Here is a 24002-nt window from a genome sequence, read left to right as displayed (position 1 = left end):
AGCCCAATAGAGGACTACCCTTTGAATAATTTATTTTTAATATGTGCGAACAGGTAAAATGAGTTGCAAAATTGCATCATCATGAACTGATTTTAAGATGAATGGGCGCATTGCACCGGTGAATTGAACCATTACATCTTGGCCATCCACAGCTTTTAATGCATCCATCATATATTTCGCACTAAACGAGATTTTTAGTTCTTCTCCTTCGATAGATGTTGCTTGAATTTCTTCTTCCACTTTCCCTACTTCTGGTGAACTGGATGAAATTTCAACAACATTGCCTTCCAAAGAGCTAAATCGAACAATATTATTGCGTTCTTCTCGTGCCAATAAAGAAGCTCGATCGATCGCTTGTAGTAATGCTTTCCCGTTTACGGTTACCGTTGTTTTGTATTCACTCGGAATTAAACGAGATGTATCAGGATAATTTCCTTCAAGTAAACGTGAATAGAATAATACATCAGAAGTTTTAAATAACACTTGTTGTTGTGTCATGACGATATGAACTGGTTCTGATGAGTCTCCAATGATTTTACTTAATTCATTTAAGCTCTTTCCTGGAATTACTACGCTATATTCTCCCTCAGGCAGCTGTTCCAAAGTCGTTTTACGTCGAGCTAGACGGTGACTGTCTGTTGCTACACAAACAAGCTCTCCATTTTTCACTTCCCAATGAACGCCTGTTAATACAGGACGACTTTCAGAAGTTGATACTGCGAATACTGTTTCACGAACAATTGATTTCAATAAATCTGCTGGAATGACAAACTGGCGATCATCTTGAATTTCTGGAAGTAATGGATATTCAGAAGCATCCAGTCCAATTAAATGGAATTCTGATTTACCTGAACGAATATGCGTTTGATATTGTTCATTTACTTCAATTTCAACATCACTTGTTGGTAACTTACGAACGATTTCGTTGAACATACGAGCTTGAACAACAATTGTCCCTTCTTCAATTACACGAATTACTTGTTCGCCATTTTCTTCAGCTTTTATAAAAGTTTGAATCGTAATATCAGAATCACTACCTGTTAAGTGCAAACCTTCTTCAGTAACTTCTAATTTAATTCCCGTCAAAATCGGAATCGTTGTTTTAGAACTTACTGCTTTCATTACATCGTTTAACCCATCTAATAACCGTTCACGCATGATTTCAAATTTCATGATTATACCTCGCTTATATATTTATTAATGTTTTAAAAGAATAATAGATATAGTAATAGGGCCTGTGGATTTGTTAATAAGTCCATTTTACCGAATAAAATCAGCCTATCCACATGTAGATAGACTGTGTATAAACTAGGCTGTCCAATGTGGGGTTATCCACAACGTTAAGACTTACCTAATAGACTCTTAATTTGTTTCAGGTCTTGTTGAAGGGCCTGATCCTCTTTTAATAGAGTTGAAATCTTTTCATGTGCATGGATAACCGTTGTATGATCCCTGCCTCCAAATTCCTCACCAATCTTAGGTAAAGAGAAACTTGTCAACTCTCGAGATAGATACATGGCAATTTGTCTTGGAAAAGCAATAGATTTCGTTCGTTTCTTCGCTGTAAAATCCTCTAAACGTATGTGGAAGTGCTCACCCACCGTTTTTTGAATATCCAAAATCGTAATTTTACGCGGCTTTGCATTCGGCATAATATCCTTCAATGCTTCAGCTGCTAAATCCGAATTCATATCCTTATTAACTAAAGAAGAATATGCAACCACACGAATCAAAGCACCCTCAAGCTCACGAATATTTGAATCGATTTGATTGGCGATGTACATCATGACTTCATTTGGGATGTCCAAGCCATCTGCTTTCGCTTTTTTACGCAAAATCGCAATACGCGTCTCTAAGTCTGGAGGCGTGATGTCCGTAATTAAGCCCCATTCAAAGCGGGAACGCAGACGATCTTCCAATGTTGGAATTTCTTTTGGTGGTCTGTCACTTGAAATGACAATTTGCTTTGATTCTTCATGCAAAGTATTGAATGTGTGGAAAAATTCTTCCTGAGTTTGTTCTTTCCCGGCCAAAAATTGAATATCGTCTATTAATAGTACATCCACGCTGCGGTACTTGTTACGGAAATCTACCGTTTTATTATCACGAATAGAATTAATGAATTCATTCGTGAATTTTTCGGAAGATAAATAAACAACTTTTGCATTTGGGTTATGTTCCTGTACATAGTGACCAATTGCATGCATTAAGTGGGTTTTTCCAAGTCCTACTCCCCCGTAGATAAACAGTGGATTATAGGCTTTTGCTGGCGCTTCCGCCACTGCAAGTGATGCTGCATGCGCAAATCGGTTACCTGAACCGATAACAAAGGTATCAAATGTATATTTTGAATTAAGCATGCCAGGTGAATACTCTGGTTGCTCATCATCTTTCATTGAAACGATCGGTTTAGGAAGTGAGAAATCTTCCATGCTTTGATCTTTAGGTACAACAAATTTGATGGACAGGCCTTCCCCCGTCAATTCGGTCAATATACCGGCTATCAAATGTACATAATGCGTATCAAGCCAATCACGTGCAAATGAGTTTGGAGCCGCAATTGTCACTGTATCTCCTTGATAGGTCAACATTTTTGTAGATTTGAGCCACGTTTCAAAGCTTGGTTTCGAGATTTTTTGCTCCACTTGAGCAAGAACGCTCGACCATAGTTCTTCTAAATGTTCCAACAACGTACCTCCTTCTTTAAAATATTTTTTATCGACAATCTTACACATAATATGTATAGTCATGCACAAAACCACAAGTTGTGGATAAAGGTTAATCAGAGCCTTGGGATAAGCTATCCACAGATTATCAACAGTTGTGGATAACAACGAATACTGATTTTCGGTTTTGAAGAGTAAAACACAAACATCGTATCAAAAATAACTAGAAATTACAAGCGTTCTCGATGGTTATCCACAAAATGCATATTCATGCACACCGCTGTTGTCCACAGGCCGTGAGTTTGTTAAAAAGTTGTAGATAAGTGGTGTGGATAGAAAAAATGCCCCAAATTCGTTATCCACAGCACTGTGTGTAGAAAACTTCATATATGTGGACAACTTATAACCAGATGAATTTACACTGAAAGAGAACGATAAGAGAACGATATTTCGAAATGCTATTGACATTTAGGGGTCAAACTATATATAATATCCAAGACTGTCTATAAGAGATAAATCGACTTTCAATTTTTCAGGAGGTGTCACATAGATGAAACGCACATACCAACCAAATAAACGCAAACATAGTAAAGTTCACGGATTCCGTTCTCGTATGAGTTCTAAAAACGGCCGTCGCGTATTAGCAGCACGTCGTCGTAAAGGAAGAAAAGTATTATCAGCTTAAGCCCACTGATCCGCATCAGTGGTCTTTTTTTTCTTTACCTATTAGAAGCGAATGATCAGGTGGAGAAGGTGAAGCATGAATAAACGTCAACGAGTAAAGAAGAATGCAGAGTTTCAAAAGATTTTTAAACGCGGTAAATCCTTTGCGAATCGCCAGTTTGTCTTATATTTCTTACCGAAAGAAGGACAAGAGGAGTTTCGCATCGGCCTATCCGTGAGTAAAAAAGTCGGAAATGCAGTCGTCCGCAACCAAATCAAACGCTATATCAGACAATCTTTCTTGGAACTGAAAGATGAAATCAACCCGAACATGGATTATGTCATTATCGCCAGAAATCAGGCGGCCAGTTTAGATTTTCATGAAACAAAGAAAAGTTTGCAGCACGTTTTGAAAATCGCTAAAATGATTCAAAAGATCAAGTAATAAAGACAAGAAGTTTTTCATGTATATATATATAGAAGAAATGGAATGTCGTTTTAGGGGGAAGAAGGGTGAACAAACGCTTACTTATTATCCTCATGCTTGTTTCTGTCACGCTATTACTTAGTGGATGTACAGAGTATGATCAACCGATTTATGAGGACAGTAAAGGATTTTGGAACGAATTTATTGTTTGGCCTCTTGTTTCTTTCATTACATTGTTCAAGGAATTACTAGGATCTTACGGATTAGGTATTGTCATGGTGACAATAATAATTCGTTTGGCGATTCTTCCTTTAATGATCAAACAAACAAAGAGTGCAAAGAATATGCAAGATGTTCAACCTGAACTTGCTAAACTCAAGCAAAAATACAGCTCAAAAGATGCGGCTACGCAACAGAAGTATCAACAAGAAATGATGGCGTTATTTAAAGAAAAAGGTGTGAATCCAGCTGCGGGCTGTTTGCCGGTAGTCATTCAAATGCCTATCCTAATCGGTTTCTATCATGCAATCAGTCGCATGAATAATACGCCAGAAATTAACTTAGGCAGCTTCTTATGGTTTGAGCTTGCTGAACCAAGTATTATTCTTGCGGTTCTTGCAGGAATCATGCAGTTCCTGGTATTACGTACTGGTCAAGCAATGAACAACCCTCAAATGAAAATCATGATGTATTTCATGCCTATTATGATTATCGGGTTCGGTATTTTCTTACCTTCAGCCTTAACATTGTACTGGGTAATCGGAAATATCATTTCATTGAGCCAAAACATGGTCATTTACAAACCATGGGAAAAACGTACACTTCAACCTGCTAAAACTGGAGGGGCTAAAAAGTGAATCAGATTACGCAAACGGGTTCAACAACTGAAGAAGCGATATCTGCTGCATTAGCTAAACTTGAGACAACGAGAGATCAAGTCACCATTAACGTTTTAACTGAAGGTAAAAAAGGATTTTTAGGTTTTGGCTCCAAACTTGCAGAAGTGCAAGTTACAGTAAAGGAAGCACCACCCGTTGTGCAAGAGACTGAAATTGTCACTGTTGAGTCGTTAGAAGATGCGACAGAAAAAACAGTAGCGCCATTGCAAGAAAAAGGAGTTTCTAAGAATGTCGAGTCCACTCAAGGCGAGGCAGTTGAAGAAACGAAAGCATATATAAACCTTATTGCAAAAGAAATGAAAATTGACGATTTAACGATTCATACGGAGCAGAACGGTAAATATGTTACGCTTCGACTGGAAAGTAAAAAAGCAGCTGTACTTATTGGAAAACGAGGGCAAACGTTAAACGCCTTGCAACAATTATCACAATTAGTTGCAAACAAGTATGCTAACCATTTTTTGATGATTCAACTTGATGTAGAAAATTACCGCGAGCGCCGTCAAGAATCTTTGGAACAATTAGCCGAACGTATGGCGGATAAAGCAATCCGAACTGGAAAAAAAGTAGAGTTTGAACCAATGCCTTCTTATGAAAGAAAAGTGATACACAACGCTTTATCCAGACGGTTGGATATTGAGACCGTATCAGTAGGAACAGATCCTAATCGTTATCTCGTAATTGAACCATTAAAGTAATGGACAGCGGACCTTGACGTCACTTGACGAAAAGGTCCGTTTTCTTGTTGTCGAAATGACGTTTGCGACTTTCGATTTTAGTGATTTTATGCTATTGTTGTATGTTAGAGAATCATGACCATTTTTTCAGTTATCCACATGTGGATAACTAGTAGACAGGAGGTGGGCGATCATGGAATTCGATACGATTACTGCGATATCCACACCAATGGGTGAAGGAGCAATTGCTATTGTGCGATTAAGTGGATCAGAAGCAGTTTCCATAGCTGATCAAATTTTTCGTTCGCCTGGAGAAAAAAAATTAAGTAGTCAAGCATCACACACGATCCATTATGGACATTTAATAGAGCCTGAATCAGGCGACGTAGTAGAAGAAGTCATGTTGTCTTTAATGAAAGGTCCAAAAACCTTTACACGAGAAGACGTAGTTGAAATAAATTGTCACGGAGGTATCGTTACCGTAAATCGAGTGTTGCAGTTAGTACTGAGACATGGTGCTCGATTAGCGGAGCCGGGAGAATTCACGAAACGTGCATTTTTAAATGGACGTATCGACTTATCTCAAGCAGAAGCTGTTATGGATTTAATTCGTGCCAAGACCGATCGTGCAATGAATGTTGCACTAGGTCAAATGGATGGAAAATTATCACGACTCATTGCCAGTTTGCGACAAGCATTGTTAGAAACGTTGGCACAGGTAGAAGTGAACATCGACTATCCAGAGTATGATGATGTGGAAGAAATGACATTGCCCATGATTATTGAAAAGTCATCTTGGGTGAAACAAGAAATTGAAGGGTTATTGCGTACTTCATCTCAAGGGAAAATATTAAGAGAAGGCTTATCTACTGTCATTATCGGTCGACCGAATGTAGGGAAGTCCTCTTTATTAAATAGTTTAGTGCAAGAAAATAAAGCGATTGTTACCGATGTAGCGGGGACAACACGTGACATTATTGAAGAGTATGTAAATGTCCGTGGCGTACCGTTAAAGCTCATTGATACTGCCGGGATTCGGGAAACAGAAGACATTGTTGAACGAATCGGTGTAGAACGCTCCAGACAAGTTCTTAAACAAGCCGATTTGATTCTTTTGGTACTGAACCATTCGGACGAGCTAACACCTGAGGATGAGCGTTTATTTGAAGCAATCGAAGGCATGGACTTTATTGTGGTAATCAATAAAACCGATTTAGAGAAGAAAATCGATAGTCAACGTGTAGAAGAACTTGCAGGGAACCGAAAAATCGTGACCACTTCTTTATTACAAGAAGAAGGAGTGGATCAGCTAGAGGAAGCAATTGCTTCATTATTCTTTGAAGGATCTCTGGAAAGTGGCGATTTGACGTATGTCTCAAATGCTCGTCACATTGCTTTATTGCACCAGGCAAAACAAACGATTGAAGATGCAATAGACGCAGCCCATGCTGCCGTGCCAATTGACATGATCCAAATCGATGTCACCAGAACGTGGGAAATTTTAGGTGAAATTACTGGAGATACAGTAGAAGAAAGTTTGATTGACCAACTGTTCTCCCAATTCTGTTTAGGGAAATAAGTGGAACGAAGGCTAAGTTCGCCGCGTCCTTGCGGCAACGCCTTCATGACCCACATCCTGTGGGCCCAAGTTGAATGCGCCACTTTAGCTCGACACCGGTTCTGAAGCTTAGGTGCGAGCTGGCGCATGAGGCTAGACATAAAAGAGCGGAAAGCTTGAATATAAAAAATAGGATAAACGAAAGGAATGAACGAACATGCAGAAATTTGAAGCGGGCTCGTTCGATGTAATTGTTATTGGAGCTGGCCATGCCGGTTCTGAAGCAGCATTAGCGGCAGCGGGAATGGGTGCAAAAACACTCGTTTTAACAATTAATTTAGATATGATTGCATTTATGCCATGTAATCCATCTATCGGAGGCCCGGCTAAAGGAATAGTTGTCCGGGAAATTGACGCCCTTGGAGGCGCAATGGGGAAAGTCATCGACAAAACGCATATTCAAATGAGAATGTTGAATACAGGTAAAGGCCCAGCTGTACGTGCTTTACGTGCACAAGCCGATAAAGTGTTGTATCAAGCTGAGATGAAACGCTTAATGGAAGAACAAGAGAACTTGTCCATCCATCAGGCAATGGTTGAGGAATTAATTATTGAAGACGACGAAATAAAAGGTGTTATTACACAAGTCGGGGCAATCTACCGTGCAAAAACGGTGATTGTAACAACTGGAACATTTTTACGTGGTGAAATTATCATTGGTGATTTGAAATATTCAAGTGGACCAAATAATCAACAACCTTCATTGAAATTGGCAGATAATCTTCGAGATTTAGGTTTTGATTTGGTACGTTTTAAAACAGGAACACCGCCACGCGTAAACAGTAAAACGATTGATTACAGCAAAACAGAGATTCAGCCAGGCGATGACTTACCACGAGCATTCAGTTATGAAACGACTGAATATATCATGGATCAAATGCCTTGTTGGTTGACGTATACGAATGAACGCACTCACCAGATAATTGATGAAAACTTGCATTTATCACCAATGTATTCAGGCATGATTAAAGGTACAGGTCCACGTTATTGTCCTTCCATTGAAGACAAAGTGGTACGTTTCAATGACAAACCACGTCACCAAATCTTCTTGGAGCCTGAAGGGCGCAATACGCGTGAAGTATATGTACAAGGGCTTTCTACAAGCTTACCTGAACATGTACAACGTAAGTTGCTAGAAAGCATTCCAGGGTTGGAAAAAGCTGAAATGATGCGAGCAGGATATGCGATTGAGTACGATGCAATGGTACCTACCCAATTATGGCCAACGTTGGAAACGAAAAAAATCCGTAATTTATATACTGCTGGTCAAATTAACGGAACATCTGGTTATGAAGAAGCAGCTGGTCAAGGGTTGATGGCTGGTATGAATGCTGCGGCTCGTTCTTTAAATAAAGAAGAAATCATTTTAAGCCGTTCAGATGCGTATATCGGTGTGTTAATTGATGATTTAGTGACAAAAGGCACGAATGAACCTTACCGTTTGCTTACGTCGAGAGCAGAATATCGATTATTGTTACGTCATGACAATGCAGACTTGAGATTAACCAAAATCGGATTCGAAGCAGGATTGATTTCGGAGGAACGTTACGAGCGTTTTGAAGCGAAGAAGAAATTGATCGAGGAAGAAATCTTCCGATTAAGAAAAACGATTATTAAGCCGAATGAAGTAACGCAAGAAATTATCCGTTCTAAAGGCGGCACTGAACTTAAAGACGGAATAAAAGGTCAGGACTTACTAAAACGCCCTGAAATGACGTATGATGATATTTCACAGCTTTCTCCTTCACCAATAGACTTAACAGATGAAATGAAGGATCAAATCGAAATTCAAATTAAGTACGAAGGTTATATCGAAAAAGCACTTCAACAAGTAGAGAAATTAAAGAAAATGGAAGATAAAAAAATTCCGGATTTAATTGACTACGATGCCATTTCTGGTATCGCTACTGAAGCGAAGCAGAAGATGAAAGAAGTTAGACCTTTATCAATTGCACAAGCATCTAGAATATCAGGTGTAAATCCTGCTGACATTTCTATCCTTCTGGTGTATATTGAACAAGGTAGAATAGCGAAAATATCCGGATAAGTATAAAAGTGGCTATTCGCTAAATTCAGCATTTAGCCACTCTTCATATACGGAAGGGGTCCAATATGAACCAACAACAATTTGTTGAAGCACTAAGAGAAAAAGGGATTATTTTAACCCCTGAACAACTTCAACAATTTCATAAATATTTCGAACTGCTTGTTGAGTGGAACGAAAAAATGAACTTAACTGCAATCACTGATCAACCATCCGTTTACTTAAAGCATTTTTATGATTCAATCAGCATGGCTTTTTATGTGGATTTTTCCAAAGGCCAATCAATTTGTGATGTAGGTGCAGGAGCGGGATTCCCAAGTATACCTTTGAAAATTTGCTTCCCTCAATTGCATGTAACTATTGTTGATTCATTGAACAAGCGGATTCAATTTCTCACACATTTAAGTGAGCAATTGGGACTTTCCAATGTTCAATTTGTACATGCCCGAGCAGAAGAATTTGGACAAAATCCAACTTACAGGGAACAGTATGATATTGTCACAGCGAGAGCGGTAGCGAGATTATCTGTATTGTCGGAACTTTGCATACCATTAGTTAAAGTCGGAGGTCAGTTTGTGGCGATGAAAGCTGCAGCGGCTCAAGACGAACTAAATGATGCAAAAAAAGCTTTAACAATTTTGGGTGCTGAAAAAATTCAAGAATATTCTTTCACACTGCCTGTAGAAAATAGTGAAAGATCATTGTTTGTTTTTAATAAAGTAAAGAGCACTCCTAAAAAATATCCAAGAAAACCTGGAGTTCCAAATAAAACTCCATTGTAATATTGTGTTTCACGTGAAACATTAATAAAGGATTGAAGAGATTTGTCTCGAATTAATACAAGTAGGTAGTTTCTTAAAGGTGGTGCCAGGGGATGAAAAGTCCTTTTTCACGTTTTTTTGGGAGTGGCGAAAAAGAGATAGCGGCTACAAAGCAAACAGTTGAACAATATGAAGAAGTAATGAAAATCCCTTTGCAATCGATTGTACCGAATCGTTTTCAACCGCGGACTGTTTTTGATGAGTCCAAAATTGAAGAATTGGCTCGTACCATTCATACACACGGGGTTATTCAACCAATCGTAGTTCGTCAAATGGAAGATGGGCGATATGAGATTATTGCGGGGGAACGTCGTTTCCGTGCGATGACGAAGCTTGAGTGGGAAGAAGTTCCTGCTATCGTGCGTAATTTAAGTGATAAAGAAACAGCATCAATTGCTTTGATTGAAAATTTACAACGCGAAGAATTAACAGCTATTGAAGAAGCATTGGCTTATCAAAAGTTGTTGGAACTTCATGAACTTACGCAAGAAGCTTTGGCTCAACGTTTAGGCAAAGGTCAATCAACTGTTGCCAACAAATTAAGACTGCTGAAACTACCACAAGTGATTCAGGATGGAATTTTGAAGCGTGAAATCTCAGAGCGTCATGCACGAGCACTCATGCCCATTAAAGAAGAAGAACAGCAAATCGCACTTTTCCAGGAAGTAGTGGAGCAACAATATAATGTGAAGCAGCTGGAAAAGAAAGTGGAGGACCTGTTAAACCCACCAGTCGTTGAAGGTAAAAAAGAAAAGCCGAAAAGAAAGACGGTTAGTCGTGATGTAAGGATTGCACTGAATACACTCAGACAGTCATTTGCGATGGTTGCAAAAACGGGAATTAAGATGGAAACGGAAGAAGAAGAACTTGAGGATTTCTACCAAATTACTGTGAAAATCCCGAAAAAGAAATCTTGATATTACGAAATCGTGAACTCTTGCTCTGAAAATGGCAAGAGTTTTTTTGTTTGTAATCAGAATATAATCCTTTTTTAATCAAATTTTTGTTAGAATGAAAGGAAAAGCGGAAAGTTCTGATAAGGTAGAACTATCTGGGAAGAAATGCTGAGAAGCGACAACTAGAGGAAAGCAGGTGCAAGCGTGGGAAGAATCATTGCGATCGCCAATCAAAAAGGCGGCGTGGGTAAAACGACAACATCTGTAAGTTTGAGCGCATGCCTTGCGTACTTAGGGAAAAAAGTATTATTAATGGATACGGATCCCCAAGGAAATGCTACAAGTGGAGTTGGCGTTAATAAAGGTGACGTACAACAATGTATTTATGATGTTCTAATAGATGATATAGACGTAAAGAAAGTGATTTTGGAAACTAAAGTTGAAAATTTACATGTAGTTCCTGCAACAATTTCATTGGCGGGTGCTGAAATTGAACTAGTTTCTACCATTTCTCGTGAGGTGCGTTTAAAAAGGGCCCTTCAAGAAGTGAAAGAAGAATATGATTATATCATCATAGATTGTCCGCCATCACTAGGTTTGCTGACGATCAATGCATTGACGGCTTCAGATGCTATTTTAATTCCAGTGCAGTGTGAGTATTACGCATTGGAAGGTCTCAGCCAGTTATTGAGTACCATTCGATTAGTACAAAAACACTTAAATAATCAACTTGTTATTGACGGAGTTTTATTGACAATGTTTGATGCGCGTACGAACCTCGGAATCCAAGTAATTGAAGAAGTAAAAAAATACTTCCAAGATAAAGTGTATAAAACGATTATTCCTCGTAATATTCGTTTAAGCGAGGCGCCAAGTCATGGAGAACCTATTATTATTTACGATCCAAAATCTCGTGGTGCAGAAGTATATCTAGATTTGGCGAAGGAAGTGATTCGTAATGTCTAAAGGCTTAGGTAAAGGAATTAATGCACTATTTCCAGGAGAATCAATCAATCAAATGGAAAGTGTTGAAAAAGTATCTGTAAGAGATATTAAAGTAAACCCATATCAACCACGCAAAATTTTTGATGAAACAGCATTAGCTGAGTTAACTGAATCCATTAAAGAACACGGTGTTTTACAACCGATTATTTTAAGAAGAAGAGGTAAGTCATTTGAAATTGTTGTAGGGGAACGTCGTTTCCGAGCATCAAAAGCTGCCGGTTTGAAAGAGATTCCTGCTGTAATTCGTGAATTCACAGATCAACAAATGATGGAAATTGCGATTCTTGAAAATTTACAACGTGAAGATTTAACACCGATTGAAGAAGCAGATGCATACCAAAACCTTATGGAAAACCTGAGCCTCACACAAGAGCAATTAGCTTTTCGTTTAGGGAAAAGTCGTCCTCATATTGCCAATCATATCCGTCTGCTTTCATTACCTGATGTTGTGCGAGAGCTAATTTCATCTAATAAACTATCAATGGGACATGGGCGAGCATTGCTTGGATTAAAGCGTAAAAAGCTGATACCTTCAATTGCTGAAAAAGTGATGAAAGAAAACTTGAATGTTCGTCAACTTGAATCACTCGTTCAAAGAATGAATGAAGATGTTTCACGTGAAACATCAAAAGTTCCAAACAAAGATATCTTTATTAAAGAAAAAGAATCACAACTGCGTGAATATTTCGGCACAACCGTTTCAATCAAGAAATCGAAAAACAAAGGGAAAATCGAAATTGAGTTTTTCTCTGAAGATGATCTTGAACGTATTTTAGAATTATTAGAAGACTAAACTGCCTATTCCCTTAAAGGATTTAACTTTGAGGGGATAGGTTCTATTTTTAGCTGAAATGAGGAGTTCCGTATGGTGTTATTAGGGACATTGATTAACGCGCTTCTCATCATTGTGGGAACAATCATTGGAAGATTGTTGAAAAACATCCCGGAAAATATGAAGCAAACAGTGATGTATGCCATTGGGCTTGCTGTTACTGTTATAGGACTTCAAATGGGTTTTGAAAGCGGTCAGTTCTTAATCGTTATTATTAGTTTGGTTGTTGGTGCAGTCATTGGAGAGTGGATTGATTTAGATCATCAACTCAATCGATTTGGCCATTGGTTGGAATCGAAAGTTGGCAAAAACAAAAAAGGCGAAAATATAAGTATTGCACAGGGTTTTGTATCAGCTACATTGATTTTCGTTATTGGATCGATGGCAGTCATTGGATCCTTAGATAGTGGACTGCGAAATGATCATGATTTATTAATTGTAAAAGGGTTGATAGATGGGTTTACTTCGATCATATTGGCTACCACTCTGGGAATTGGTGTTCTTTTGTCAGCCGTTCCGGTTATTTTATATCAAGGCACGATCGCACTTTTTGCCACTCAAATCAGCCGTGTTATTCCACAAGAAGCACTCGCTTTATATATTCAGGAAATGACTGCAACCGGCGGAATCATGATCGTGGCAATTGGTTTAAATATGATTGGTTTGACCAAGATAAGAGTAGCCAATTTACTGCCAGGCATTCTCGTGGTAGCTATCGTCGTGGCTATTGCGTACTATTTTCATTTGGTGCCTTTGCCAAGCGAGTAGAAGAGCACGGGACAAAACTTTGCCCATATCATAAGGTAATTGAAGTCTAGTGTTTTGCAAGACGGTATATTCCTGATAACCACCAACATTTACAATGCCTTTAATGGAAAGGTCTCCAATAGGCGGCAATTCCTTTTTTACTGCTTTGCCGGGGAAAAGAGGACCTTTTTCGATAACAATATGTCCAATTTTTTCAACTTTCCCTAAGCAAGCATCTATGGCAACTACATAAGGAGTTAATGTTCTCGCTTGAAGTGACTCGACTGTTTGTTGTAAATTCAAAGCGTGCAAAGGTTGCTGCAAAGTACCAATTACTTCATATGGAAATGTAGGATGGTCGCGAAGCCAAGTTCCGATTAATGGTCCTAGAGAGTCTCCAGTAGACCGGTCGGTGCCTATGCAACAAAAAGTGAGATTCGGTTTATCAAATGGTATAAGTTGAAGAAAAAGCGAGCTTAAGCGCCAGGCAACACCTGAATCTTGATAGGAAAAATCTTCCGAATGTAATTGAGACGAAAATGCAAACATAGGTTAGCTCACTCTCTTTTTTCGTAGTATACGTATTAGAAATGGGCTTTATTCAAAAAGGTGGTAGTTATCAAGTGGACATTCACATTAACAAGACGTTTGAAAGTGTCAAAGATTTTCTATTAGATGAGAAAATATGGATTGCTGCTGGCGTTATTACGCTAAAAGTAATATTCATTATGTTCTTAGCAGGAATTTTTGTGAAAATATTTAAAGTGGTCATTCGTAAAGTATTTGAAGTCCGTATGAAATCACCCTTGCGCTACTCGGAACGCAGACAGAATACATTACTCAAATTACTCGAAAATGTAGTTGCGTATGTTGTATACTTTGCTGCGCTTCTGGCAGTCCTTTCTGCATTGAAGATTGATGTGAGAGGCTTGCTGGCTGGGGCAGGGGTACTCGGTTTGGCGGTTGGTTTTGGCGCACAAAACTTAGTTCGTGATGTCATCACGGGATTCTTTATTATTTTTGAGGATCAATTTTCTGTCGGAGACTATGTGCGAATCGGTGCATCAGAAGGGTCTGTACAAGAGATTGGTTTGCGAACAACTAAATTAAAAGGATTAAACGGGGAGATTCACATTTTCCCTAACGGAACGATTGTGGAAGTTATCAATTACTCATTAAACAATTCAATTGCGATTGTCGACGTGAGTGTTGCACTTGAAACGGATATTCCAAAAGCGGAAGAGCTTATTGGAGAGTTTTTATCGAGTCTTCCTGAAAAATACGAGCAATTGGTTAAAGAACCTGAGTTACTGGGTGTTCAAAATCTAGCTGCTTCTGAAGTGGTCATGCGTATTACTGCGGAAACAAAGCCGATGCAACATTTCGCAGTAGCGCGAATAATCCGTCGTGACCTGAAAATATTCATGGACGAACATGGAATCGAAATTCCATATCCGAAAATGGTGATGTACCAAAAGAAAACAGGATCGGTTGATTCGGGTACTGGAGATCCTGTGAAGTCTGAAGATAAGGGGAAAGTCTGATGAACACGAAATCCTTTGAGCTGGGTGATATTGTTGAAATGAAAAAGCAGCACCCTTGTGGAACGAACGAATGGAAAATCATTCGCACAGGCGCAGATGTGCGGATAAAATGTGAAGGTTGCCAGCATAGTGTGATGATTCCAAGAAGAGAATTCGAGAAAAAGATGAAAAAAGTGATTAAAGCAGCTGAGCCTTCCACAGAGGAATAGACTTTTGGTTGACAAAAATTTATAATAGATTAGTTAAATGAAAAGTAAAAGCTTCAATCAAGCGTTGAAAATGACTATACACACATGAATATAGAACTCGTAAGTTATGAAAGGTTGGAAACTAATATGGCGTTAACAGCGGGAATCGTGGGCTTGCCGAATGTCGGTAAATCTACTCTATTTAATGCAATAACTAAAGCAGGCGCAGAAGCTGCAAACTATCCATTCTGTACAATTGATCCAAACGTTGGAATTGTAGAAGTGCCGGATGAGCGTCTAAATAAATTAACAGAACTTGTTGTTCCAAAGAAAACTGTTCCTACAGCTTTTGAGTTCACTGATATTGCCGGGATTGTAAAAGGTGCCAGTAAAGGTGAAGGACTAGGAAATAAATTCTTGGCTCACATTCGTGAAGTAGATGCAATTTGCCAAGTGGTACGTTGTTTTGCTGATGAGAACGTTACACACGTAGCAGGGAAAGTAGATCCGATTTCAGATATCGAAGTAATCAATCTTGAGTTAATTTTGGCTGACTTGGAAAGCGTTGAAAAACGTTTGCAACGTGTAGGCAAAATGGCGAAACAAAAAGACAAAGATGCTATGGTTGAAGAGCCAGTATTGGTCAAACTTCGTGATGCTTTTGAAGAAGAGAAACCAGCTCGTTCTGTTGAATTTACAGAAGAAGAATTACGCGTTGTTAAAGGTCTTCATTTATTAACAATCAAACCTATGCTGTATGTAGCAAATGTGGCAGAAGACGAAATTGCGAATGCAGATGAAAATGAATATGTTCAAATAGTTCGTGAATTCGCTAAAGTAGATAATGCACAAGTTATTGTTGTGTGTGCGAAGATTGAAGAAGAAATGGCTGAGCTTGACGAGGAAGAGAAAGCGATGTTCCTTGACGAGTTGGGGATTAAAGAATCAGGTCTGGATCAGCTTGTAAAAGCCGCATATCAATTATTGGGACTTGCAACATACTTTACAGCAGGCGTGCAGGAAGTTCGTGCTTGGACATTCCGTAAAGGCATGAAAGCACCTCAATGTGCAGGCGTCATCCATACAGACTTCGAACGTGGTTTCATCCGTGCCGAGACTGTTTCTTATGATGACTTGGTTACAAACGGTTCAATGGCTTCTGCAAAAGAAGCAGGGAAAGTGCGTTTGGAAGGTAAAGAATACATCGTACAAGACGGCGACGTTATGTTATTCCGTTTCAACGTATAAAATATTTTCGGGTTAGTCGACTTGTCGGCTGACCCTTTTTTGAATTATAGAGACAAAAGGGGAATGTCGTATGAAGTTATTTGCATATGGGACGTTGCTTTATGGAGAAAAGAATCATCATGTTCTCGAAGGTGCACAACTTTTATATGAGAAGGTTACGCTTCCGGCGATTATGTATGATACAGGAGATGGTTATCCTGCAATCGAGCTGGCCCAGGAATCAATAGTAATAGGGGATGTTTACGAAGTACCCGATTATATGTGGGGGGATTTAGATGAGCTTGAAGGTTATACAGGGGACCCTGAAACGGATCTGTATACGAAACAAATGGTGAATATAAAAACAAGAGAAAGCATCTTAGAAGCAATTGTGTACACTGTTTGTGATGAAACGATGAAGAAAGTTGTGATTTCATCCGGAGACTGGATTGCTTATCGTAAAACTCAAGAAATAAAGTAAAGCTGCTCCATTTCGAATGGAAGCAGCTTTATTGTTGTTCAAACACATATAATTTTGGTCGTTCTGGGTCATCCTTGATCCAAGCATCATCGCGTACAGTCCGTAATTCTTTAATCATGGCAAAATCACCAGCGGCACCAGCAATCAGCCAGGCTCCTAGTAATGCGAGAAGCGGACTATTAAGGAAAATAGCAATGACGGCCGGTAATACACCTGTTGTCCAAAATGGCAGGATTAACACTCTTTTCATCGCTTTGTTTTGAACAGGTTCAGTAGTTGTCGCGTAGGCAACACCCAGTTTCAAATTAAAGCCATAGTCAAGCGAACGCCATGGAACTTTAGCAAATATGACAAAGCCGACTAGATGTGCTGCTTCATGCAAAATAATTAATAGGATATAGCCAATGATGAATAGGAGCAATCCTAGCCAGGATGGTTCAAATGTAAAATCTTGATGCACAATACTAGTTAATAGCAAAAGTACCACGCTTAAAACGACCGTTAATACTAAGCTTGTTTTGCCGATTTTTTGAATGTCCAAATCAATGATTTTAGTGGGTGTATCGAAATCATTCATTATTCTCACCTCATAATAGGTAGTATAGCTGAAAAGCCTAAGTTGTCTACCAAATCAGTAGTTGCACGTGGTCATTGTGTGTGTTACAATCAATTGATGTGAGTAATGAACGTTACTTGCTCCTTGCCTACTGTCAACAGTCAGGCCTAAGTCCATAAGGAGGTGCAAAAAGATGAAAAAGTACGAATTAATGTACATCATTCGACCAACAATCGAAGATGACGCGAAAAAAGCTCTTACAGCTCGTTTCGACGAAATCTTGACTACGAATGGTGCTGAAATCATCGAGTCTAAAGAGTGGGGCAAACGCCGCTTAGCTTACGAAATCAATGACTTCCGCGAAGGTTTCTACCAAATCGTGAAAGCAAACGCTGATTCAAGAGCAATCGATGAATACATCCGTCTTGCTAACATTAACGAAGATATTATTCGTTTTGTAGCTGTCAACGTAGAAGATAAATAAGAATTTAGCATCGAGTATACTCGAAACAACTTGCAGACGAGGGAGGTTGTATTCTGATGATTAACCGAGTCGTATTAGTCGGAAGACTGACAAAAGATCCGGAGCTTCGTTATACACCAAGTGGTGTAGCAGTTGCGCGTTTTACACTAGCTGTAAATCGTTCATTCTCTAACCAGTCAGGTGAAAAGGAAGCGGATTTTATTAACTGTACTGTTTGGAGAAAGCCAGCTGAAAACACGGCAAACTTCCTTAAAAAAGGTAGTTTGGCAGGTGTAGAAGGGCGTATTCAAACTGGGAGCTATGAAGGCCAAGATGGAAAGCGTGTTTACACGACTGAAGTTGTAGCTGATAGTGTTCAATTCCTTGAACCACGTAATAGTTCTGGCGGAGATCGTCCACAACAAGGACAACCTTATGGTGGCGGTTCAAACCAAAACAATCAATATCCATCTTATCAACAGAATCAATCACCAAATCAGCAAAACTATACACGTGTAGATGAAGATCCTTTCTCTTCTGGAAGCGGCCCAATCGAAGTATCAGACGACGATTTACCATTCTAATTAGAAAAGCGTAGAAGGCCATGATAGACCGACTCCGACGTTGGAACCAACAAATCGAAAACCCGTTTTCGAATGAAGTGGTGAAACGGAGGTACGGTCTGGCCTTCGGAGCTAGACATTACCAGATAGCGAATTGACTTTAACGCACACCCAAAATAAAACCAAACACTAAGGAGGCGAAACGATATGGCACCACGTCGCGGAGGCAAAAGACGCAAAAAGGTTTGCTATTTCACGTCTAACAATATTACGCATATCGACTATAAAGATGTTGATTTGCTTAAAAAGTTCGTATCAGAACGCGGAAAAATTCTTCCACGTCGAGTTACTGGAACAAGCGCGAAATACCAACGCAAACTGACTTCAGCAATCAAATTATCACGTATCATGGCATTACTTCCATTCTCTACTGAAGAGAGATAAGAAATGCTTTTGAACGCTTAAAAGACCGGGAAACCGGTCTTTTTTTATATTATAAGAAAGTATGAATTTTTGACAATATTTCTTATTCTTTCAAGATACGTTATGTCTAGCTCCGGTCGCCAGCTCGCATCTAAGCTTGGGCACAGGTGGGTCGACATCGTACTTTGAGCGTTTCTTATGTGCCTAAATCAATTCATTTGGAACTTTTGTTGCAACTGGTCCGACATGATACAATAGGAAGATATAGTTGTCCATTCTCTTGAAAAATTAGATAAGTAGTAAAACAGCTTTGATAATGACTATGTGATTGGGACAACTGATAGTGAATACATGTTTTTTAAGTTAGGAAGGATTTTGAATGCCGAATGAACAAACGAAACAGCTGACATTAGGTGCAATGATAATTGCGCTGTTTTCTATTTTGTTGGCTGTTTCTTTTTATGTGCCTGTGCTGAACTTGATTACAATACTCTTTCTCGCTCTGCCAATAGCTTGGTATAGTGCGAAATTTAGTCGGGCTGCTTCTATTTATGTTGTTGTACTAAGTATGGGTATTTCCTATTTCATTGGAGGGTTAATGGCCATACCGTTTGCTCTGATTCATGTCTTGCTCGGTTTTATTATCGGAGATACGATTCGTTTGAAGAAAAGTAAGCTGTTCATGTTAATGGCTTCGGCGATTGTCTTGATAGTAAGCATCGTCATTGAATATGTAATCCTTGTACTGCTCTTCAAATTCAATCCTGTGAAAGAAATGTTAGTATACACGAAAGATCAATATGATCAATTGGGTACGTTCCTGGAAAGTTATAATACTTTACCTAAAAATTACGATCAGACCATTTCGGATGTTTTATTCATGTTCGAAACTGTCATGCCAACTCTCCTGATACTTGGAGTTTTCTGCTTTGTATTTGTATTCATCAATATCCAGTTGCCAGTTTTGCGAAAATTAGGCTTGGACGTACCAAAGTTTCCGGCAATTAGACACATGCGGTTACCGAAATCCATATTATGGTACTACATGATTGTCATGGTCGTAACTTTATTTGTTGAATTAACTCAGGGAACATTTGCTTTTATGGTATTAGCCAACGTAACTATGATGCTCCGTGTATTGCTTACTTTACAGGGAATATCTTTCATCCATTTTTACATCCATGAAAAAGGATGGCCGAAATGGGTTGCAATTGTTGCAACATTTTTAGCGTTCCCTTTACAATCGTTAACGGTGTTATTAGGCATATTCGATTTAGGTTTCAACATTCGTTCATTTGTCAAAGACAAGAACAAAAAGTAAGGAGCTGAACAAATGTCAGCATTCTTTAGAAAAAGACCCATTCGTGTCCCTTTATTTTTTCTATCAGTGCTAGGCCTGATAAGCGCTTTTTTGCTCCTATACTGGCAAATGTGGATAGGAAGCATTGTTGCTGCTCTTTTCCTCATTGTCTTGGTTATTGGCTGGCAAATGGAGAAACGTTTATACGAAGAGACCGAAAAACATATTGAAACACTTTCATATCGCATGAAACGGGTTGGCGAAGAAGCATTACTTGAAATGCCCATAGGAATAATATTGGTCAATGAAAATTGGACCATTGAATGGGCGAACCCGTACATGTCGAGAGAGCTTGAATTTGATTCACTCATTGGTGAAGATTTATTTACGTTGTCAGATGAATTCCATTCACTTGTAAAGCAAGAAGATAATAAAGAGCAGACCGTCAGCTTGTCCGGTAAGAAATTTAAAGTATTTTACAAACAAGAAGAAAAACTTCTTTATTTCTTTGATATCACCGAGCAAACAGAAATTGAGACGCTTTACTATTCAGATCGCAGCGTAATTGGTGTGCTGTTCATTGATAATTACGATGAGCTGGCACAAGGAATGGATGACCAGACGCGCGGTCAGTTAAATAGTTTGGTAACGTCGCTCGTCAATAATTGGGGAGCGGGACACGGCATTTATGTCAAAAGAATTTCATCTGACCGATTCCTAGCTGTATTGAATGAATCCATATTACTGGAACTTGAAAAAACGAAGTTTTCTATTTTGGATGATATTAGAGAAGCAACCTCCAAATTGAATTTGGCATTAACACTGAGTATCGGTGTGGGTGCCGGGTCATCCTCATTGGTAGAACTTGGCCAACTTGCGCAGTCGGGTCTGGATTTGGTATTGGGACGTGGCGGAGATCAAGTAGCCATTAAACAACCAAGTGGAAAAGTGAAATTTTACGGCGGAAAAACCAACCCGGTTGAAAAAAGAACGAGAGTTAGGGCACGCGTCATTTCACATGCGCTGCGTGATTTAATTCAGGATAGTGACCAAGTGTTTGTCATGGGGCATCAATTGCCCGATATGGATGCAATCGGTGCAGCTGTCGGCGTACGGAAAATGGCAGAGATGAATCAGATCAATGGCTATGTCGTCATCAATTTTGATGAACTCGACCAAAGTGTGACCAGGTTGATGGAAGAAGTGAAAAACAAGCCACAATTATTTGAACGCTTTATTTCACCTGAAGAAGCTTTATCTAAATTAACCGATCGTACATTGCTTGTGGTCGTGGACACGCATAAACCAAGTATGGTCATTGATGAAAAACTGTTGAATCGAGCTGAAAAAGTAGTAGTGATTGATCATCATCGCCGTGGAGAAGAATTTATTTCGAATACAATGCTTGTTTACATGGAGCCATATGCATCATCAACAGCAGAGCTTGTAACGGAATTGCTCGAATATCAACCGAAACATGATAAAATAACGATGCTAGAAGCAACTGCAATGCTTGCCGGTATAATTGTCGATACGAAGAGCTTTACCCTTCGAACGGGTGCACGAACGTTTGAAGCAGCCTCGTATTTACGTACAAACGGAGCGGACACGGTGCTAGTTCAGCGCTTACTAAAAGAAGATATTGCAACATATATTGAACGTTCTAAAATTGTCCAGACAGTTGAGTTTTTCCGAGAAGGCATTGCGATAGCACATGGGGAAGAAACAAATTCCTATAGCCAGGTGCTTATAGCACAAACCGCAGATATTTTACTGACAATGAAGGATGTTTCTGCATCATTTGTGGTCGCAAGAAAAAATAATGGAGACGTTGGCATCAGCGCCCGTTCTATGGGTGAAATCAATGTCCAATTAATTATGGAGAAGCTCGGTGGCGGTGGTCATTTAACCAATGCTGCTTGTCAGATTCATGATAAAGAGATTGAAAGTGCCATTGAACAACTAAAATTAGCAATCATTGAAATTGTCGAAGGAGGCCAAATAACATGAAAGTAATTTTCTTGAAAGATGTTAAAGGCAAAGGGAAAAAAGGCGAAATCAAAAATGTAGCAGATGGCTATGCGCATAACTTTTTATTGAAAAACAATTTGGCGACTGAAGCTAATCAAGCGACAATCAGCGCATTAGATGGTCAAAAACGTAAAGAAGATAAACATGCAGAACAAGTGCATGAAGAAGCGAAAAAGTTAAAAGAGAAGTTAGAGCAAATTACGGTAGAACTAAAAGCAAAATCAGGTGAAGGTGGCCGTTTGTTTGGTTCGATAACAACGAAACAAGTCGCGGAACAACTTCAGAAAACAACAGGTATTAAAATCGACAAACGTAAAATGGAATTGGACGATGCCATTCGTGGACTTGGATATACAAACATTCCAGTTAAATTACATCAAGAAGTAACAGCAACATTGAAAGTACATGTAACAGAAGAAGCGTAAGGAGTGACGTTAATGAGCGAGCCCATGATGGACCGGATACCCCCTCACAACCAAGAAGCCGAGCAGTCCGTGATAGGGGCCATCTTTTTAGAGCCTCAAGCGCTCATTACGGCAGCAGAAATTCTACAATACGAAGACTTTTATCGCGTGGCACATCAAAAGATTTTCCAAACGATGAATCGCCTCAGTGATCAAGGAAAACCAATTGACGTTGTAACAGTGACGGAAGAGTTAGCATCGAAAAAAGAACTTGAAGATGTCGGTGGACTTTCGTATTTATCGGAAATTGCAAATTCAGTACCAACTGCCGCAAACATCGCACATTATGCACGGATTGTTGAAGAAAAGGCGTTACTGCGACGATTAATTCGTGTAGCGACCAATATCGTCGAAGATGGCTTTACACGTGAAGACGAAGTCGAGGCCTTGTTATCTGAAGCCGAAAAGAAAATGATGGAAGTTTCCAATCGAAAAAATGCGGGTGATTTCAGGCACATTAAAGATGTACTTGTTCAAACGTATGACAACATTGAACTTCTCCATTCACGTAAGGGCGATATAACAGGGGTTCCCACAGGATTCCGTGATTTAGACCGTATTACAGCCGGTTTCCAGCGGAACGATTTAATTATTGTAGCCGCACGTCCGTCTGTTGGTAAAACAGCGTTTGCGTTAAACGTAGCGCAAAACGTAGCAACGAAGACAGAAGAGAACGTAGCCATCTTCAGTTTGGAGATGGGTGCTGAGCAGCTTGTCATGCGTATGCTGTGTGCAGAAGGAAATATTGATGCCCAAGTTTTACGTACAGGTGCATTAACTGCTGAAGATTGGCGCAAACTAACAATGGCGATGGGGAGTTTATCCAACGCAGGTATTTTTATTGACGATACACCGGGTATTCGGATTAATGAAATCCGTTCGAAGTGCCGTCGTTTGAAACAAGAGTATGGACTTGGCATGATTTTGATTGATTACTTGCAACTGATTGTAGGAAGCGGGAATGGGAAAGAAAACCGTCAGCAAGAAGTATCGGAAATTTCCCGTTCATTAAAATCCCTTGCTCGTGAACTCCAAGTTCCAGTTATCGCCTTGTCACAGCTTTCCCGTGGTGTGGAACAACGTCAGGACAAGCGTCCGATGATGTCCGATTTACGTGAATCCGGAAGTATTGAGCAAGATGCCGATATTGTTTCGTTCCTATATCGTGAGGATTACTACGATAAAGAAACCGAGAATCAAAACATGATTGAAATCATCATCGCAAAACAACGTAATGGTCCGACAGGGACGGTAACCCTGGCTTTTGTTAAAGAGTTCAACAAATTCGTTAACATTGACTGGAGCCAGCACCAACAACCTACCCCGGATTACTAGAAAAGCGAAGCAGCAAATATCTCTAAATTGTGATTGATGCAAAAACACGAACGATAAATGTCTGAAAACATTTTTCCGTTCGTGTTTTTTCTTGTTTTTGGTTGACTTCAGCCGTTTCAGTTGATACAATAA

General features: G+C 39.3%; 26 protein-coding genes. 22 read left to right on the top strand and 4 right to left on the bottom strand.

Features of this window, described 5'->3' with window-relative positions; all coding sequences use genetic code 11:
- Positions 1 to 36: 36 nt before the first annotated feature.
- Positions 37 to 1173 (bottom strand): DNA polymerase III subunit beta, encoded by a 1137-nt coding sequence (gene dnaN, locus HMPREF1210_RS11900; protein WP_016428942.1) that lies wholly within the window; start codon positions 1171 to 1173, stop codon positions 37 to 39.
- Positions 1174 to 1340: 167 nt separating this feature from the next.
- Complete coding sequence (gene dnaA, locus HMPREF1210_RS11895; protein ID WP_016428941.1) at positions 1341 to 2687, bottom strand: chromosomal replication initiator protein DnaA; 1347 nt, start codon at positions 2685 to 2687, stop codon at positions 1341 to 1343.
- Positions 2688 to 3216: 529 nt separating this feature from the next.
- Here dnaA and rpmH point away from each other — a divergent pair.
- From rpmH to HMPREF1210_RS11840, 11 genes are all read left to right on the top strand, one after another.
- Positions 3217 to 3351, top strand: coding sequence for a 50S ribosomal protein L34 (gene rpmH / locus HMPREF1210_RS11890; protein ID WP_016428940.1), 135 nt, complete (start codon positions 3217 to 3219; stop codon positions 3349 to 3351).
- A 75-nt stretch (positions 3352 to 3426) separates the two neighbouring features.
- Positions 3427 to 3774 carry a ribonuclease P protein component gene (gene rnpA, locus HMPREF1210_RS11885; RefSeq protein ID WP_016428939.1) on the top strand — a complete coding sequence of 116 codons (348 nt, stop codon included), beginning with the start codon at positions 3427 to 3429 and terminating at the stop codon, positions 3772 to 3774.
- A 95-nt stretch (positions 3775 to 3869) separates the two neighbouring features.
- Positions 3870 to 4613 (top strand): membrane protein insertase YidC, encoded by a 744-nt coding sequence (yidC, locus tag HMPREF1210_RS11880; RefSeq protein ID WP_369758007.1) that lies wholly within the window; start codon positions 3870 to 3872, stop codon positions 4611 to 4613.
- Positions 4610 to 5353: an RNA-binding cell elongation regulator Jag/EloR gene (gene jag / locus HMPREF1210_RS11875; protein ID WP_016428937.1), complete on the top strand. Its 744-nt coding sequence runs from the start codon at positions 4610 to 4612 to the stop codon at positions 5351 to 5353. The genes yidC and jag overlap by 4 nt, the downstream gene beginning before the upstream one ends.
- Positions 5354 to 5525: 172 nt before the next feature.
- Positions 5526 to 6911: a tRNA uridine-5-carboxymethylaminomethyl(34) synthesis GTPase MnmE gene (mnmE, locus tag HMPREF1210_RS11870; protein WP_016428936.1), complete on the top strand. Its 1386-nt coding sequence runs from the start codon at positions 5526 to 5528 to the stop codon at positions 6909 to 6911.
- 196 nt (positions 6912 to 7107) lie between these two features.
- Positions 7108 to 8997, top strand: coding sequence for a tRNA uridine-5-carboxymethylaminomethyl(34) synthesis enzyme MnmG (mnmG, locus tag HMPREF1210_RS11865; protein WP_016428935.1), 1890 nt, complete (start codon positions 7108 to 7110; stop codon positions 8995 to 8997).
- Positions 8998 to 9062: 65 nt separating this feature from the next.
- Positions 9063 to 9776: a 16S rRNA (guanine(527)-N(7))-methyltransferase RsmG gene (gene rsmG / locus HMPREF1210_RS11860; RefSeq protein WP_016428934.1), complete on the top strand. Its 714-nt coding sequence runs from the start codon at positions 9063 to 9065 to the stop codon at positions 9774 to 9776.
- A 92-nt stretch (positions 9777 to 9868) separates the two neighbouring features.
- Positions 9869 to 10732 (top strand): nucleoid occlusion protein, encoded by an 864-nt coding sequence (gene noc, locus HMPREF1210_RS11855; protein ID WP_016428933.1) that lies wholly within the window; start codon positions 9869 to 9871, stop codon positions 10730 to 10732.
- A 183-nt stretch (positions 10733 to 10915) separates the two neighbouring features.
- On the top strand, positions 10916 to 11677 hold the full coding sequence (locus HMPREF1210_RS11850) for a ParA family protein (RefSeq protein ID WP_016428932.1): 762 nt from the start codon (positions 10916 to 10918) through the stop codon (positions 11675 to 11677).
- On the top strand, positions 11670 to 12509 hold the full coding sequence (locus HMPREF1210_RS11845) for a ParB/RepB/Spo0J family partition protein (protein ID WP_016428931.1): 840 nt from the start codon (positions 11670 to 11672) through the stop codon (positions 12507 to 12509). Before HMPREF1210_RS11850 ends, HMPREF1210_RS11845 begins: the two co-directional genes overlap by 8 nt.
- A 72-nt stretch (positions 12510 to 12581) precedes the next feature.
- A complete protein-coding gene (locus HMPREF1210_RS11840) occupies positions 12582 to 13316 on the top strand; it encodes a DUF554 domain-containing protein (RefSeq protein WP_016428930.1) in 735 nt (244 codons plus the stop codon).
- On the opposite strand, the gene yyaC is transcribed toward HMPREF1210_RS11840, so the two are convergent.
- On the bottom strand, positions 13236 to 13844 hold the full coding sequence (gene yyaC, locus HMPREF1210_RS11835) for a spore protease YyaC (RefSeq protein WP_016428929.1): 609 nt from the start codon (positions 13842 to 13844) through the stop codon (positions 13236 to 13238). The genes HMPREF1210_RS11840 and yyaC overlap by 81 nt on opposite strands.
- Positions 13845 to 13885: 41 nt before the next feature.
- On the opposite strand from yyaC, the gene HMPREF1210_RS11830 reads away from it, so the two are divergent.
- The 4 genes from HMPREF1210_RS11830 (at position 13886) to HMPREF1210_RS11815 (ending at position 16735) form a co-directional block, all read left to right on the top strand.
- Entirely contained in the window at positions 13886 to 14839 is a 954-nt protein-coding gene (locus HMPREF1210_RS11830; protein ID WP_051123207.1) for a mechanosensitive ion channel family protein, read from the top strand.
- Positions 14839 to 15048 carry a DUF951 domain-containing protein gene (locus HMPREF1210_RS11825; RefSeq protein WP_016428927.1) on the top strand — a complete coding sequence of 70 codons (210 nt, stop codon included), beginning with the start codon at positions 14839 to 14841 and terminating at the stop codon, positions 15046 to 15048. Before HMPREF1210_RS11830 ends, HMPREF1210_RS11825 begins: the two co-directional genes overlap by 1 nt.
- A 126-nt stretch (positions 15049 to 15174) precedes the next feature.
- Positions 15175 to 16275 (top strand): redox-regulated ATPase YchF, encoded by a 1101-nt coding sequence (gene ychF / locus HMPREF1210_RS11820; protein ID WP_016428926.1) that lies wholly within the window; start codon positions 15175 to 15177, stop codon positions 16273 to 16275.
- 70 nt (positions 16276 to 16345) lie between these two features.
- Positions 16346 to 16735: a gamma-glutamylcyclotransferase gene (locus tag HMPREF1210_RS11815; RefSeq protein WP_016428925.1), complete on the top strand. Its 390-nt coding sequence runs from the start codon at positions 16346 to 16348 to the stop codon at positions 16733 to 16735.
- Between the two features lie 28 nt (positions 16736 to 16763).
- On the opposite strand, the gene HMPREF1210_RS11810 is transcribed toward HMPREF1210_RS11815, so the two are convergent.
- Complete coding sequence (locus tag HMPREF1210_RS11810) at positions 16764 to 17312, bottom strand: DUF3267 domain-containing protein (protein WP_016428924.1); 549 nt, start codon at positions 17310 to 17312, stop codon at positions 16764 to 16766.
- 172 nt (positions 17313 to 17484) lie between these two features.
- On the opposite strand from HMPREF1210_RS11810, the gene rpsF reads away from it, so the two are divergent.
- The 7 genes from rpsF to dnaB all read left to right on the top strand — a co-directional run bounded on the left by rpsF (position 17485) and on the right by dnaB (position 23870).
- Positions 17485 to 17775, top strand: a complete 291-nt coding sequence (gene rpsF / locus HMPREF1210_RS11805; protein ID WP_016428923.1) for a 30S ribosomal protein S6 — start codon at positions 17485 to 17487, stop codon at positions 17773 to 17775.
- A gap of 56 nt (positions 17776 to 17831) precedes the next feature.
- Positions 17832 to 18338, top strand: a complete 507-nt coding sequence (gene ssb / locus HMPREF1210_RS11800; RefSeq protein ID WP_016428922.1) for a single-stranded DNA-binding protein — start codon at positions 17832 to 17834, stop codon at positions 18336 to 18338.
- 186 nt (positions 18339 to 18524) lie between these two features.
- Positions 18525 to 18761 (top strand): 30S ribosomal protein S18, encoded by a 237-nt coding sequence (gene rpsR, locus HMPREF1210_RS11795; protein ID WP_016428921.1) that lies wholly within the window; start codon positions 18525 to 18527, stop codon positions 18759 to 18761.
- Positions 18762 to 19119: 358 nt separating this feature from the next.
- A complete protein-coding gene (locus HMPREF1210_RS11790) occupies positions 19120 to 20061 on the top strand; it encodes a YybS family protein (protein WP_016428920.1) in 942 nt (313 codons plus the stop codon).
- A gap of 12 nt (positions 20062 to 20073) precedes the next feature.
- On the top strand, positions 20074 to 22050 hold the full coding sequence (locus HMPREF1210_RS11785) for a DHH family phosphoesterase (protein ID WP_016428919.1): 1977 nt from the start codon (positions 20074 to 20076) through the stop codon (positions 22048 to 22050).
- The gene (rplI, locus tag HMPREF1210_RS11780; protein ID WP_016428918.1) at positions 22047 to 22496 is read left to right on the top strand and encodes a 50S ribosomal protein L9; all 450 of its coding nucleotides are present in this window, start codon (positions 22047 to 22049) and stop codon (positions 22494 to 22496) included. Before HMPREF1210_RS11785 ends, rplI begins: the two co-directional genes overlap by 4 nt.
- Positions 22497 to 22508: 12 nt before the next feature.
- Complete coding sequence (dnaB, locus tag HMPREF1210_RS11775) at positions 22509 to 23870, top strand: replicative DNA helicase (protein ID WP_016428917.1); 1362 nt, start codon at positions 22509 to 22511, stop codon at positions 23868 to 23870.
- The last annotated feature ends 132 nt before the right edge of the window (positions 23871 to 24002 follow it).

It is taken from the genome of Paenisporosarcina sp. HGH0030 (assembly GCF_000411295.1).
Lineage (GTDB): Bacteria > Bacillota > Bacilli > Bacillales_A > Planococcaceae > Paenisporosarcina.
The sequence above is the reverse complement of the archived record's forward strand: the minus strand, read 5'-3'. Positions and strand labels throughout refer to the sequence as shown.